Below are 12,707 nucleotides of genomic sequence, written 5' to 3'. Positions count from 1 at the left end.
GACCACCACGCGCACCGGCTGGCTCATCGCTCCTCCTCGGACGCGTCGACCCGCGGGAGTCGCAGGCGGACCTCGGTGCCCTCGTCGGGGCCGGTGCGCACGACGGCGGTGCCGCCGTGACGCTCCATCCGCTCGACGATGCTCGAGCGCAGCCCGAGCCGGTCGACGGGGACGGCCTCGGGGTCGAAGCCGCGGCCGCGGTCGCGGACGAAGACCTCGACGGCTGCCGCACCGGTCTCGGCGTAGACGTCGATGCGGGCGACGCCGGCGTGCTTGGCGGCGTTGGTGACCGCCTCGCGGGTGGCCGCGACCAGGGGGCGCAGGGCCTCGGAGAGGTCGACGTCGCCGACGGTGACGACGACGACCTCGACGCCGTGGGCGTCCTCGACCTGGGCGGCGGCCTGCCGCAGCGCGCGGGCCAGGGTGGTGTCGTCGGCGACCTCGCCGGCGTAGAGCCAGGAGCGCAGCTCGCGCTCCTGGGAGCGGGCCAGCCGCACGACGGTGCCGGCGTCGGCGGCGTTGCGCTGGATCAGCGCGAGGGTCTGGAGCACGGAGTCGTGGAGGTGAGCCGCGACGTCGGCGCGCTCCTGCGTGCGCACGCGCTCCTCCCGCTCGGCGCCGAGGTCGGTGGCCAGGCGGTAGAGCCACGGGCCGAGCACGACGGCGAGGCCTGCGATGGTCAGGAGGACGGCCAGGGCCGGGGCGCTGGCGGCGCCGAACCCGCTGCTGACCGCCAGGATCAGCAGGGCCGCGGACACGAGCCCGAGACCGGCGACGACGCGCGCCGCCGCCCGGGGGCCGCCGCTGCCCAGGATCAGGCGTCCGGGACGCATCCGGGCGGTCGTGGAGCTCCAGCGCTCGCGCTGCGCCTCGTCGGCCTGCCGCCACACCAGCGCGACGCCGACGGCGCCGAGCGCCAGCGGCCAGAACACCGTGGCCCGGCCGACCAGCCCCTGGAGGACGAGCAGCGTGCCGACGCCGAGGGAGACCAGGGCCAGCGCCGGACCGGCGTCGGCCAGGCGGGTGGGGGCGAGCGGACGGCGGCCGCCGCGACGCGCGCTCTCCAGGCCCGGGGCCTCCTCGGGCGTCGGCGCGACCGGCAGCAGCACCCACCAGCAGGCGTAGAGCGCGACGCCGAGGCCGCCGAGCGCGGTGGTCGCCACGAAGGCGGCCCGCACGGCGAGCAGCGGCAGGCCGGTGTGCGCGGCGATGCCGGCGGCGACCCCGCCCAGCCAGCCGTCCCCGAGCTCGCGGTGGGCGGTGCGCGGGACCCACGCCGGGCCCACGGCGGGCGGCGAGGTCGGGGCGGGGGCGGAGGTCATCGCGACGATCGTCCCACCCCCGAGCGGCGCCCGACCATGAGGAAGGACCCCGAGACGACCCCGAGATCGGGCGACCCGATCTCGGGGATGGTCCCCGGGGCCGGTCCGGGGCAGGATCATGGGCCTCACCGATGGTCGCCGACGGCCGTCGCGACGAGGCTCGAGCCATGACCCAGAACCCCACGCCGCACCCCACGCCCCCACCGCCTCCCGGCCCGTCCGCGGCCGGAGGCGGCACCGCCACCGATCCCGGTCCCGCAGGTCCCACCGGTCCCACCGGCCCGCGCGTGACCTCCGAGGAGCTGCGCGACCTCGGGCGCCTGCGCCGCAGCTCCACCCACCGCAAGGTGGCCGGCGTCGCCGGCGGCATCGCCCGTCACCTCGACGTCGACCCGCTGCTGGTCCGCGTCGCCTTCGTCGTGCTCGTCTTCTTCGGCGGCTCCGGCCTGCTGCTCTACGGCGGCGCCTGGCTGCTGCTGCCCGGCGACGACGGCCGCGAGGCCGCCGTCCGTCTCGACGACCGCTCCCGGGCCATCGGCCTGGCGATCGTCGGCGGCATCGCGGCCCTCGCGCTGATCGGGGACGCCGCCACCGGGCCGGGCCTGCTCTGGCCGATCGTCGTGGTGGCCGCCGTCGTCGGCGTCGTGCTGGTGCTCAAGGAGCGCCGCGACGCCCGTGACGCGGGCGGTGCCCCGACTCCCCCGGCTCCCCCGGTGCCGGGCGCCGGCTGGACGCCTCCCCCCACCTGGACCGCCGCCGGCCCGGACGGGTCCGCCGGGTCGTCCGGGTCGTCCGCGCCTCCGGCACCGCCGGCGGCCCCGGCGCCGGGCTGGACCCCTCCGCCTCCGCCGCCCGTGCGTCGCGACCCGCGCCGCACCGGCCCGCTGCTCTTCGGCTTCACCCTCGCCCTGGTGGCCCTCGGCCTGGGCGTCCTCGGGGTCGTCGACGTCGCCGGGGCCGACGTCGCCTCCCCGCTCTACCCCGCCACCGCGATCGGGCTGATCGGCGTCATGCTCCTCGTCGGCGCCTTCTTCGGCCGAGCGGGCGGCCTGATCCTGCTCGGCCTGGCGATCGTGCCGGTCATGCTCGTCACCGGCGTCGCGAGCAACCTCGACCTCGAGAAGGTCGACCGTCGTCCGACCACCGCCGCGGCGGTGCCGCTCGACGTCGACCGCGACGCCGCCGACTACACCCTCGACCTCACCGCGCTGCCCGCCGCGGAGCTGAGCCGGCTCGACGGCCGGGAGATCTCCCTGCACCAGTCGGTGGGCAGCATCGAGGTGATCGTGCCGCCGGGCGTCGCCGTGGACGCCCGCGCCGAGGTCGAGGCCCTCGGCGACATCACCGTCCTGGGCCGCGCCTCCTCGGGGTTCAACCCCTCGATCACGCGCTCCGCCGCCGAGGACGCCGTGGCCACCCGGCCCGGCGTCACCACCCTCCGACTCGACCTGCAGGTCGGCGTCGGCGAGATCACCGTCCGTCAGGTCACCCCGGAGGTCCAGCCGTGAGCACCCAGCAGCCCGAGAGCAGCCCCGTCGCCGGAACCGACGTCCACGACGAGCACACCGCCGTCCTCGAGACCGCGCACGAGCCGGTGCAGGAGCCGGTGCAGGACGTCGGGGCACCGCGCCGCCACCCCGTGAACGTCTCCCACCTGGTGATGGGCACCGCGTTCGTGCTGATCAGCCTCATCGCCTTCGGCCTGGCGCTCGGCGTCGTCGACACCCGCGACCTGCGCTGGCTGCTGCCGGTGCCGTGGATCGCGGCCGGTGCCGCCGGTCTGACGGCGAGCGCGCTCAGGAGCGTGCGGCGCGCAGGCCCGCCAGCACCAGGTCCGGGTGGTCGGTGATCAGGCCGTCGACGCCCAGCGCCGCGAGGTGCTGGGCGTAGCCGGCGAGGTCGCCGTGGCCCAGCGGGTTCCGCTCGGCGTGCACGCGGCGGCGGAACGGCTTGGGCAGGTAGGCGTTCTCGGCGCGCAACGTCCAGGCACGCAGGCTCAGCCACCGGTCGTGGGCACGCTGGGCGAGAGCCTCGTCGGCGAGCAGCCGGTGGTGCACGCCGAGGCCGGACGCGTAGCGGTGGACCTCGAGGAGCCCCTCGGACGTGGTGAGCTCGAAGGGGTCGCCCTTGTCGACCAGCTGCACCAGCGGCAGGGCCACCCGCGGCGCCAGCCGCCGGAGGAAGACGGGGTCGAAGGCCATCACGCTGACACCGGAGCGGGCGTGGTCGATGCCGTGGGCGGCCAGCTCGGCGACGAGGAGGTCGTCCAGCGGCAGGCCGCGTCGGGCCGAGCGGGCCGGCTCCTTGATCTCCAGCAGCACGCCGGTGCGACCGGTCCGCCCGTGCTCGGCCACCAGGGCGAGCACGTCGGAGAGGGTCGGGACGCCGAACCGGTCGTCGAGGGCCGCCGAGCCGGGCCGCAGGTGCGGACGCCGCTCGCGGGCCCGCAGACGCCGCACCTCGGCGAGGGTCAGCTGCTCGACGCGCCAGCGGCCCGCGAGGTCGGGGTGCTCGGCGATGTCGGTGGTCTTGCGCAGATCGCTCTCGTGGCGCACCACCAGGGCGCCGTCGCGGGTGCTGACGAGGTCGAGCTCGATCGCGTCGGCGCCCATGACCAGCGCGGTGCGGAAGGCCTCGAGCGTGTGCTCGGGCCGGTGGCCGCTGGCCCCCCGGTGCGCGATGACGGCCGCGGGCGGCGTCGGCGCCGAGCGGAGCCCGGAGACTCCGAGGACGTCCGAGCGGACCACGGCGGGGCTCACGGGGACGGAGGACGACCGGAGGGGCTCGACGGGCTGGACCGACACGCGGGCAGCGTGACGGACGCGGACGTCCGCGACGGCTCCTCCGAGGGGCCCCCGGGGGACGTCCGGGTGAACGACGGGCGACACATCGGCAGGATGGGGCCATGACGCTCCCCCGCCTCGGCACGCTGGACTGGCTGCCCGCTCTCGAGCACCTCGACCTGCTGGCCGCCCCGGTGGCGCAGGCCCTGCGCACGTGGCCGCGCGCCGTCGACGCCGCGGTCGTCGCGATCGATCCGGCCCACGCCGACACCGCGGTGATGGCCCAGGTGCACGACCTGCCGCTGGACACCGGCGCGAACTGCGTCGTCGTCGGCGGTCAGCGGGCCGGCGACGAGCGGGTCGCCGCGTGCCTGGTGCGCTCGGACACCCGCGTCGACGTCAACGGCGTCGTGCGCCGGCTGCTCGACGTCCGCAAGGCGTCGTTCCTGCCGATGGACCAGGCGGTGAGCGTGTCGGGCATGGAGCACGGCGGCATCACGCCGGTGGGCCTGCCCGCCGACTGGCGGCTCCTCGTCGACCCGCGGGTGCTCGCGATGCCGGTGGCGCTCGTCGGCTCGGGGCTGCGCCGCTCGAAGCTGCTGCTGCCGGGCGAGGCCGTCGCCGAGCTGCCGGGCGTGGAGGTCGTCGAGGGGCTGGGGCGCTAGCGGTCAGCCGCAGAGCCCGGCGGCGGCGAGGTCCGCCTTGGTCGCCGCTCCCGGGCCGCGGTCGCGGCGTCCGCTGCCCGGCACCGCGGCCGCGCTGATCGATCCCGCCGAGAGGCGGGCGGGCAGCGTGCGGTCGTGGCGCAGCAGGCTCCAGAGCCGGTCGGCGTCGGGCTCGGTGGCGACGATGCGGCCGTAGTTCTCGGGGTCCTCGTGGGAGGGCATCGTCAGGAACCGCACCCCGCCGGAGCCGATGGGGCGCAGCTGCTCGGCCAGGGAGACGACGCTGGAGAGGCCCTGCAGATCGGGGTCCAGGCCGATGGAGGAGGTCACGGCGTCCAGGAAGCGGTAGAGGCGGCGGGGATGCGCGAGCGTGCCGGCCGAGAGCACCTGGTCGACCATCGCGGCCATGAACGCCTGCTGCCGCTTGACGCGGCCGGTGTCGGTGCCGAGCGAGATGCCATGCCGGACGCGGATGTAGTCCTCGGCCTCCTGCGGGCCCATCCGGCGGGTGCCGGCGGCGAGGTGGATGCCGCGCCGGGCGTCGTCGACGCGCTGGGGCAGGCACACCTCGACGCCGCCGAGCGCGGAGACCATCTTCTTGAAGCCGCCGAAGTCGACGACCGCGTAGTGCTCGATGCGGATGCCGGTCATCGCCTCGACCTGCGTGACGGTGCAGGGCGCGCCGCCGAGGCCGAAGGCGCCGTTCCACTCCACCTGCGTCGCGCCGGGGACGGTGGCGCCGCTGGTGCTGCGGCAGACCGGGCGGTCGACGAGGAGGTCGCGGGGAATGCTGACGCCGTAGGCGCGCCTGCGGTCGGCCGAGACGTGCAGGAGCACGGTGGTGTCCGAGCGCTGCCCCTCGCCGGTGAGCTTGTCGACCGCGCAGCCCGGGCAGTCACGGGAGTCCGAGCCCATCAGGAGCAGGTCGATGGGGTCGCCGCCGGCGACCTTCAGGTTGTCCGGACGCGGGCCGGTGACCGCCGGGAGGGTGTCGATGTTGTGGTCGAGGTGGTGCCAGACCACGGCCGTGGTGCCCGCGGTGACGATGCCGAGCAGGGTGAGGCTCACCGCGATCACCGACACGATCGTGCGCAGCGGCCGCAGCCGGACCCGACGACCCCGCCGGGCGCGGGGCGTTCGTCCCAGGAGACGTCGCGAGGCGCGGGGACGCACGCCGCGACGCGGCGTCGCGGGAGCGGGGGGCTGGTCGTCCGGGGCGGGGCTCACCCCAGGAGGACGCCGCGAGCGCCGGTTCGGTTGCGGACGGCGGGCCCGCGTCAGTCCAGGCCGAGGGAGCGACGGAAGGCGTCGAGGCCCTCGATCTCCACCGGGGCCTCGGGCCGCACCAGGTCGTCGGGACGCAGCACGAGCTCGCGTCGCACCGCCACCTGGCCGCGCCGGACCTCGCGCACCTCCCCGTTCTCGCGGTAGCCCAGGCGACGCGAGACCTCGAGGGAGGCGAGGTTGTCGACGAACGCGCTCGAGGTGACCTCCTCGGCGTCGAGGTGGTCGAACAGGAGGGTGCACATGACGCGTCGCATCTGCGTCCCGATGCCCTGCCCCTGGTGGGCGCGTCCGAGCCAGGAGCCGGTCTCGGCGGTGCGGGCCAGGCGAAAGTCGCGGGCCGAGGCGCCCTGGACGCCGACCAGCACGCCGCGGTGCAGCACCGCGAGCTCGGCGTGCCAGTCGTCGGGCCGGAACGCCGCCCGACGTCCCCAGTGGAACTGGGCGAAGGCCAGCGGGAGCGTGGCGGCGGGGGCGTCGGTCCAGGGCACCAGGAACGGCATCGTCGCCGGGTCGTGGACACCGGCGAGCGCGAGGTCGGCCAGCGGGCCGAGGAGGTCGTCGGTGATGCCGCGCAGCTCGAGGTCGCCGCAGCGCACGACCAGGGAGAGCAGCGGCAGCGGCGGGACGCTCATGCCCGCGATCCCATCACGCGACGACGCCGCGTCGCCACGGGGTTCGGGCGGCGCGGCGTCGTCGCTCCTCAGGGATCGAGGTTCAGCGGCTGAGGTCAGTGGTCGAAGCCGGTGACCTTGATGCTGGAGTGGATCTTGTACTTGCGGTTGATCGAGATCAGCACGGCCGTCCAGGGCTCCAGCTGGCGGGCCAGGCGCAGCTTGCCGGCGTCGATGCCGTCGCGGCCGTTGACGACGTTGACGAGCGCGATGGCCACGCCCTTGGCGGCGACGGTGTCGCCGACGACGAGGACGTCCTCGTCGAGGAGGCCGTCCTGCTCCCAGAGGGTGACGGCCGAGACGTTGTGGAAGGCGCCGACCACGGCGGCCTCGGGCGCCAGCCGCTGAGCGGTCTCGGCGGCCGAGCCCTCCCCGCCGTCGACGACCAGGCCGTAGGCGCCGCGCTTGTCGAAGCCGAGCGGGTTCACGCACGAGATGACGACCTTGCCGGCCAGCGGGAGCGAGGCGACCAGCTCGTCGTGGCCGTCCCACGGGACCGCGAGCAGGACGACGTCGGCCTGCGCGGCGGCGTCGGCGTTGGCGGCGCCGCTGACGGCCCCGGCCCCCTCGACCCCGGCGAGCCGCTCCGCGACCTCGGCGGCGACGGCCTCGCCCTTCTCGGCCGCGCGGCTGCCGAAGACGACCGTGTGGCCGCCCCGGGCGAAGCGGTAGCCCAGGCCCTTGCCCTGCGGGCCGGTGCCGCCGATGACGGCGATGGTGAAGGGGGCGTTCGGGACGGGGATCTCGGTGCCCGCGGGCGTCGTGATCACGGGGGGCGCAGTCGTCTCAGTCACAGACGAGATCATGGCAGTCACCGCAACCTTGACAGTGCTACTGTCACGATTCGAGACGCCCGTCCGCACCCCGCTCCTACCCAGCAGAGGATCCGATGAAGCTCACGATGCCCCTCGTCTACGCCGGCAACCCGCGCGAGTCCGCCGACCAGGTGGTCGCGCTCGAGAAGGCGGGCCTGGACGTCATCTGGGTCGCCGAGCCGTACGGCTTCGACGCCCCGACCCTCATGGGCTACCTCGCCGCCAAGACCGAGACGGTCGAGATCGGCGCCGGCATCCTCAACATCTACTCCCGCACCCCCGGAGCGCTGCTGCAGACCGCCGCCGGCCTCGACAACGTCTCCGGCGGCCGCGCGATCCTCGGCCTCGGCGCGTCGGGCCCGCAGGTCATCGAGGGCTTCCACGGCCTCCCCTACGACCGCCCCCTCGGCCGCACCCGCGAGATCATCGGCCTCCTGCGCCAGGGCCTGCGCGGCGAGCCGCTGACCTCCGACGGCATCTACAAGCTGCCCCTCCCCGCCGACCAGGGCACCGGACTCGGCAAGCCGCTGAAGCTGCTCAACAAGCCCGAGCGCGCCGACCTGCCGCTGTGGGTCGCCGCCCTGGGCGACAAGAACGTCAGCATGACCGCCGAGATCGCCGACGGCTGGCTGCCCTTCCTCTTCCACCCCGGCAAGGCCAAGGAGGTCTGGGGCGAGCAGGTGGCCAAGGGCCTGGCCAAGCGCTCGCCCGAGCTCGCGCCGCTCTCGATCAACGCCGGCGGCATGCTCGCCATCGGCGAGGACGTCAAGGGCATGCTCGACCTCATGCGTCCGATGTACGCGCTCTACGTCGGCGGCATGGGCGCGCGGGGCAAGAACTTCTACAACGACCTGGCCTGCCAGTACGGCTACGAGGCCGAGGCCAAGGAGATCCAGGACCTCTACCTCTCGGGCAAGAAGAAGGAGGCCGAGGCGATCGTCCCCACCGAGTGGCTCGAGGCCGGCAACCTCGTCGGGCCGGAGTCCTACGTCAAGGAGCGGATCGCCGCCTTCGCCGAGGCCGGCGTCACCCACCTCTCGGTCTCCCCCGCCTCCGCCGACCCCGCCGGTGACATCGCGAAGGTCAAGGAGTGGGTCTCCTGATCGGTCGATCAGGGATCTGAGACCGACGAAAGCTTCAGCGGCCGACCGCCAGACCTTTCGGTGGGCGTTCGAACCTTCGAACGCCCACCGAGGGTCTCAGCGGTTGGCCGCTGAAGCTTACAAACCCCCCACCCCGCTACCGCGCCCGCGGATCGTCCCGCAGCAGCGACCGGGTGATGACGGCGTTGGCGGCGCGCTGGAATCCGGCGACGACGGCCTCGAGCGTCAGCTGACGCAGCCGCGGGAGGGAGCGCTCGAGGCGGGCGGCCTCCTCGGGCGAGTGCTGGGCCCGGTAGTCGGCCAGGATGCCGGTGCGCATGAGGGCGGTGAGCTCCTCGACGAGCGACTCCATGTGACGGCGGATCGCGTCGGCGGCGGCGCCGGCGGCCTCGTGCGGGACGCCGAGGTCGAGCATCCCGACGCCGACGGCCAGGCTAGGCAGCGGGAGGTAGGCGTCGCCGTCACGGTCGACGACGCCCATGCGCACGAGCAGCGCGAGCTCCTCGCCGGAGAGCGGACGTCCGGCGCGGGCGTCGAGGGCGGCGCGGTCGAGGCGCTCGACGGGGCCGCCGACCCAGGAGGTGAGCATGGCCCGCTGCAGGGCGAGGTCCTCGACGCCGGCGTCCTCGGGCACCGAGGCGAGGAACCGCTCGATGGCCTGCAGCGTGAACCCGTGGTCCTGCAGCGCCCGGACCAGCTCGAGGCGGGCGCGGTGCAGCGGGCCGTAGTAGGCGAGCCGGCCGCGGCGCTCGGGCGGCGGGAGCAGGCCGAGCGAGGCGTAGTAGCGCGTGGTGCGCACGGTGAGGCCGACGGCGGCGGAGAGCTCGTCGACGGTGAGCAGCTCGTCGGCGGGGACGGGCTGCGGCGACGCCTCGCCGGACTCGGACATGGGCGGCAACCTACCGCCGTGGTCGGGGCCGGACGGCGCGGCTCGCGCGAGGTCGTGAGACGCTCTTGAACGATGACAGCATCGCTGTCACAGTTACATTGTCAGTGTCACGGCAGGGCTGAGGGGCCCCGCCAGCAGCGAGCCGGAGGTAACCATGGCCACCCCCACGTCCATCTACGAGCAGGAGCACGAGGACTTCCGCCAGATGGTGCGGACCTTCCTGGAGAAGGAGGTGGCCCCCTTCCACGACCAGTGGGAGAAGGACGGCCACGTCGACCGCGAGGTCTGGCGCAAGGCCGGCGCCACCGGCCTGCTGGCCTTCGACGTCGAGGAGCAGTACGGCGGCCTCGGGCTCAAGGACTTCCGCTACAACGCGGTCGTCACCGAGGAGATCTCCAAGGTGGGCGCGAGCGGCCTGGGCTTCCCGCTGCACACCGACATCATCGTCCCCTACATCAGCGAGCTGGGCACGGAGGAGCAGAAGCAGCGTTGGCTGCCCGGTCTGGTCTCCGGCGACCTCATCTCCGCGATCGCGATGACCGAGCCGGGCGCCGGCTCGGACCTCCAGGGCATCCGCACCAGCGCCGTCGACAAGGGCGACCACTACGTCCTCAACGGCTCGAAGACCTTCATCAGCAACGGCATCCTCAGCGACCTCGTGGTCGTCGTCGCCCGCACCGACCCCGACGCCGGCCACATGGGCTTCAGCCTCCTCGTGGTCGAGCGCGGCATGGAGGGCTTCGAGCGCGGCCGCAACCTCGACAAGGTCGGCATGAAGGCCCAGGACACCGGCGAGCTGTTCTTCGACAACGTCATCGTGCCCAAGGAGAACCTCCTCGGCGACGAGGGCTCGGGCTTCATCTACCTGATGCAGAACCTGCCCCAGGAGCGCATCTCCATCGGCGTCATCGCGGTCGCGGCCTGCGAGCACATCCTCAACCTGTGCCTGGACTACGCCAAGCAGCGCGAGGCGTTCGGCAAGCCGATCGGCAAGTTCCAGCACAACCGGTTCCTGCTCGCGGAGATGGCCACCGAGGTCTACATCGCCCGCACCTTCATCAACGACTGCATCCTCAAGCTCAACGCCGGCGAGGCCGACACCTCGCTGGCCTCGATGGCCAAGTGGTGGACCACCGAGCTGCAGACCAAGCTCGTCGACCGCGGCGTCCAGCTGCACGGCGGCTACGGCTACATGCTCGAGTACCCCATCGCCAAGGCGTTCATCGACAGCCGCATCCAGACCATCTACGGCGGCACGACCGAGATCCAGAAGGAGATCATCGGCCGCGGTCTGGGCATCTGACGCTCGACTCCACCCCGCAGCGCCCCAGCACCACCCGCAGCACCCAGCAGCACCCCTCTCGGGGCCGTCCCACCGGGCGGCCCCGAGTGCGTTCTCAGCCAGACCCCAGCCCCGTCCCGCCTCCGAGGAGCACCCGTGACCGTCACCGAGTCCCGTCCCGACCTCGCCCACGACGACCTGCCGAGCGTGCGCCCAGCCTGGGTCACCGACGCCCTCCTCGAGCGCTGGACGCGGTGGGTCGCCCGCGAGGACGGCTCCACCGCCGTCGTCGCGCCGCTGGCCCCCTACGACCGCCGCGTCACCGCGGAGGTGCCGACCTCCTCCCCCGCCGCCGTGGCCGACGCCGTCGCCGGGGCGCGGGCGGCCCAGCGCGCCTGGGCGGCGCTGCCGCTGGCCGAGCGCGGCGAGATCGTCCTGCGCTTCCACGACCTCCTCGTCGAGCGGCAGGAGCAGGTGCTCGACCTGATCCAGTGGGAGATGGGCAAGTCGCGGTTCTCGGCCTGGCAGGAGATCCTCCAGGTCGGCAACCTCGCGCGGCACTACGCCCGCCACGCCGGCGCGTACCTCAAGGAGCATCGCGTGCGCGGCGCCGTCCCGGGGCTCTCCCGGGTGCGCGAGGTGCGGGTGCCCAAGGGCGTCGTCGGGATCATCTCGCCGTGGAACTACCCGCTCTACCTCGGCGTCGGCGACGCGCTCCCCGCGCTCATGGCCGGCAACGCGGTGGTCAGCAAGGGCGACGACCAGACCGCCCTGACGCTGCTGTGGGCGCGCGAGCTGATGGCCGAGGCCGGCCTGCCCACCGACCTGTGGCGCGTCGTCGTCGGCGACGGCCCGACCGTCGGCGGCGCCCTCATCGACCACGTCGACTACGTCTGCTTCACCGGCTCCACCCGCACCGGACGCGTCGTCGCGGCGCAGGCCGGGGAGCGGCTGATCGGCGCGAGCCTCGAGCTCGGCGGCAAGAACCCGCTGATCGTGCGCGCGGACGCCGACCTCGACAAGGCCGTCGCCGGCTGCCTGGCCGCCGCCTTCGCCAACACCGGCCAGATGTGCATCCACACCGAGCGCGTCATCGTCCACCGCGACGTCTACGACGACTTCCGCACCCGCCTCGTGCGCGCGGTGCGCCGACTGACGCTCGGCCAGACCTTCGACTACTCCGTCGAGATCGGCTCGCTGGCCTCCCCGGCGCAGCTGGCCACCGTCACCGCCCACGTCGAGGACGCCGTCGCCCAGGGAGCCACGGTGCTCGCCGGCGGCCGTCCCCGGCCCGACCTCGGGCCGCTGATGTTCGAGCCCACCGTGCTCGAGGGCGTCGAGCCGAGCATGACGGTGTGCCACCACGAGACCTTCGGGCCCGTCATCTCCCTCTACCCCGTGGCCTCGGACAACGAGGCGATCGCGAAGGCCAACGAGGGCAGCTACGGCCTCTCGGCGAGCATCTGGAGCCGCGACGTCGCCGCGGCGGAGTCGATGGCGACGCTCGTGCGGGCCGGCTCGGTCAACGTCAACGACGGCGCGGGCCTCGCGGCGGCGTCGATCGAGGCGGGCATGGGCGGCATGGGCCAGTCCGGCCTCGGACGCCGGCACGGCGGCGAGGGCATCCGCAAGTACACCGACTGCCAGACCGTCGCGTCCATCCGCGGGATGAGCCTGGCCGTGCCCGGCGACCAGATCGAGAAGTTCGTCCAGCAGGGCAACACCCAGCTGCGGCTGCTGCGCCGACTGCGGGTGCGCTGAGTCCGCATCGGGACCGGCCGGACCGATGAGTCCGGGCCGGTCCCGGGGTCTGCTCGGGTGGGCTCCGGCGGTCTCAGGGTGATCTCGGGGTCGAACCCGATGCCAGATGTCCCCTCTCTCTGCTGGAGT

The 12,707-nt window shown here is 74.2% G+C and carries 12 protein-coding genes; 6 read left to right on the top strand and 6 right to left on the bottom strand.

Annotation, left to right across the window (positions count from 1 at the left end):
- Window positions 1-23: 23 nt before the first annotated feature.
- The gene (locus ACZDWJ_RS09095; protein ID WP_463520623.1) at window positions 24-1,322 is read right to left on the bottom strand and encodes an ATP-binding protein; all 1,299 of its coding nucleotides are present in this window, start codon (window positions 1,320-1,322) and stop codon (window positions 24-26) included.
- A 167-nt stretch (window positions 1,323-1,489) separates the two neighbouring features.
- Between ACZDWJ_RS09095 and ACZDWJ_RS09090 the strand changes: the two genes are divergently transcribed.
- Window positions 1,490-2,830 (top strand): PspC domain-containing protein, encoded by a 1,341-nt coding sequence (locus ACZDWJ_RS09090; RefSeq protein WP_463520622.1) that lies wholly within the window; start codon window positions 1,490-1,492, stop codon window positions 2,828-2,830.
- The gene (locus ACZDWJ_RS09085) at window positions 2,827-3,171 is read left to right on the top strand and encodes a hypothetical protein (RefSeq protein ID WP_463520621.1); all 345 of its coding nucleotides are present in this window, start codon (window positions 2,827-2,829) and stop codon (window positions 3,169-3,171) included. The genes ACZDWJ_RS09090 and ACZDWJ_RS09085 overlap by 4 nt, the downstream gene beginning before the upstream one ends.
- Here the strand turns inward: ACZDWJ_RS09085 and ACZDWJ_RS09080 are convergent.
- Window positions 3,119-4,081, bottom strand: coding sequence for a glycerophosphodiester phosphodiesterase family protein (locus ACZDWJ_RS09080; RefSeq protein WP_463520620.1), 963 nt, complete (start codon window positions 4,079-4,081; stop codon window positions 3,119-3,121). The genes ACZDWJ_RS09085 and ACZDWJ_RS09080 overlap by 53 nt on opposite strands.
- A 146-nt stretch (window positions 4,082-4,227) precedes the next feature.
- Here ACZDWJ_RS09080 and ACZDWJ_RS09075 point away from each other — a divergent pair, with 146 nt between their 5' ends.
- The gene (locus ACZDWJ_RS09075; RefSeq protein WP_463520619.1) at window positions 4,228-4,770 is read left to right on the top strand and encodes a YbaK/EbsC family protein; all 543 of its coding nucleotides are present in this window, start codon (window positions 4,228-4,230) and stop codon (window positions 4,768-4,770) included.
- A gap of 3 nt (window positions 4,771-4,773) precedes the next feature.
- Here ACZDWJ_RS09075 and ACZDWJ_RS09070 read toward each other — a convergent pair whose 3' ends face one another.
- The 3 genes from ACZDWJ_RS09070 to npdG form a co-directional block, all read right to left on the bottom strand.
- The gene (locus ACZDWJ_RS09070) at window positions 4,774-5,847 is read right to left on the bottom strand and encodes an LCP family protein (protein ID WP_463520618.1); all 1,074 of its coding nucleotides are present in this window, start codon (window positions 5,845-5,847) and stop codon (window positions 4,774-4,776) included.
- A gap of 200 nt (window positions 5,848-6,047) precedes the next feature.
- Window positions 6,048-6,689, bottom strand: coding sequence for a GNAT family N-acetyltransferase (locus ACZDWJ_RS09065; protein ID WP_463520617.1), 642 nt, complete (start codon window positions 6,687-6,689; stop codon window positions 6,048-6,050).
- Window positions 6,690-6,784: 95 nt separating this feature from the next.
- Entirely contained in the window at window positions 6,785-7,522 is a 738-nt protein-coding gene (gene npdG / locus ACZDWJ_RS09060) for an NADPH-dependent F420 reductase (protein ID WP_463520616.1), read from the bottom strand.
- Window positions 7,523-7,617: 95 nt separating this feature from the next.
- Here npdG and ACZDWJ_RS09055 point away from each other — a divergent pair, with 95 nt between their 5' ends.
- On the top strand, window positions 7,618-8,646 hold the full coding sequence (locus ACZDWJ_RS09055) for an LLM class F420-dependent oxidoreductase (protein ID WP_463520615.1): 1,029 nt from the start codon (window positions 7,618-7,620) through the stop codon (window positions 8,644-8,646).
- Window positions 8,647-8,782: 136 nt separating this feature from the next.
- On the opposite strand, the gene ACZDWJ_RS09050 is transcribed toward ACZDWJ_RS09055, so the two are convergent.
- Window positions 8,783-9,535: a MerR family transcriptional regulator gene (locus tag ACZDWJ_RS09050; protein WP_463520614.1), complete on the bottom strand. Its 753-nt coding sequence runs from the start codon at window positions 9,533-9,535 to the stop codon at window positions 8,783-8,785.
- Window positions 9,536-9,689: 154 nt separating this feature from the next.
- Between ACZDWJ_RS09050 and ACZDWJ_RS09045 the strand changes: the two genes are divergently transcribed.
- The gene (locus ACZDWJ_RS09045) at window positions 9,690-10,838 is read left to right on the top strand and encodes an acyl-CoA dehydrogenase family protein (RefSeq protein WP_463520613.1); all 1,149 of its coding nucleotides are present in this window, start codon (window positions 9,690-9,692) and stop codon (window positions 10,836-10,838) included.
- A gap of 135 nt (window positions 10,839-10,973) precedes the next feature.
- The gene (locus tag ACZDWJ_RS09040) at window positions 10,974-12,578 is read left to right on the top strand and encodes a succinic semialdehyde dehydrogenase (protein WP_463520612.1); all 1,605 of its coding nucleotides are present in this window, start codon (window positions 10,974-10,976) and stop codon (window positions 12,576-12,578) included.
- Window positions 12,579-12,707 lie beyond the last annotated feature (129 nt).

This window comes from Nocardioides sp. B129/18, assembly GCF_055282735.1.
The sequence above is the reverse complement of the archived record's forward strand: the minus strand, read 5'-3'. Positions and strand labels throughout refer to the sequence as shown.

Bases quoted from the DNA above. Each gene is read 5' to 3' on its own strand.
- ACZDWJ_RS09095 (WP_463520623.1), bottom strand. From the start codon at position 1,322: ATGACCTCCGCCCCCGCCCCGACCTCGCCGCCCGCCGTGGGCCCGGCG.
- ACZDWJ_RS09090 (WP_463520622.1), top strand. From the start codon at position 1,490: ATGACCCAGAACCCCACGCCGCACCCCACGCCCCCACCGCCTCCCGGC.
- ACZDWJ_RS09075 (WP_463520619.1), top strand. From the start codon at position 4,228: ATGACGCTCCCCCGCCTCGGCACGCTGGACTGGCTGCCCGCTCTCGAG.
- ACZDWJ_RS09065 (WP_463520617.1), bottom strand. From the start codon at position 6,689: ATGAGCGTCCCGCCGCTGCCGCTGCTCTCCCTGGTCGTGCGCTGCGGC.
- ACZDWJ_RS09055 (WP_463520615.1), top strand. From the start codon at position 7,618: ATGAAGCTCACGATGCCCCTCGTCTACGCCGGCAACCCGCGCGAGTCC.
- ACZDWJ_RS09050 (WP_463520614.1), bottom strand. From the start codon at position 9,535: ATGTCCGAGTCCGGCGAGGCGTCGCCGCAGCCCGTCCCCGCCGACGAG.
- ACZDWJ_RS09045 (WP_463520613.1), top strand. From the start codon at position 9,690: ATGGCCACCCCCACGTCCATCTACGAGCAGGAGCACGAGGACTTCCGC.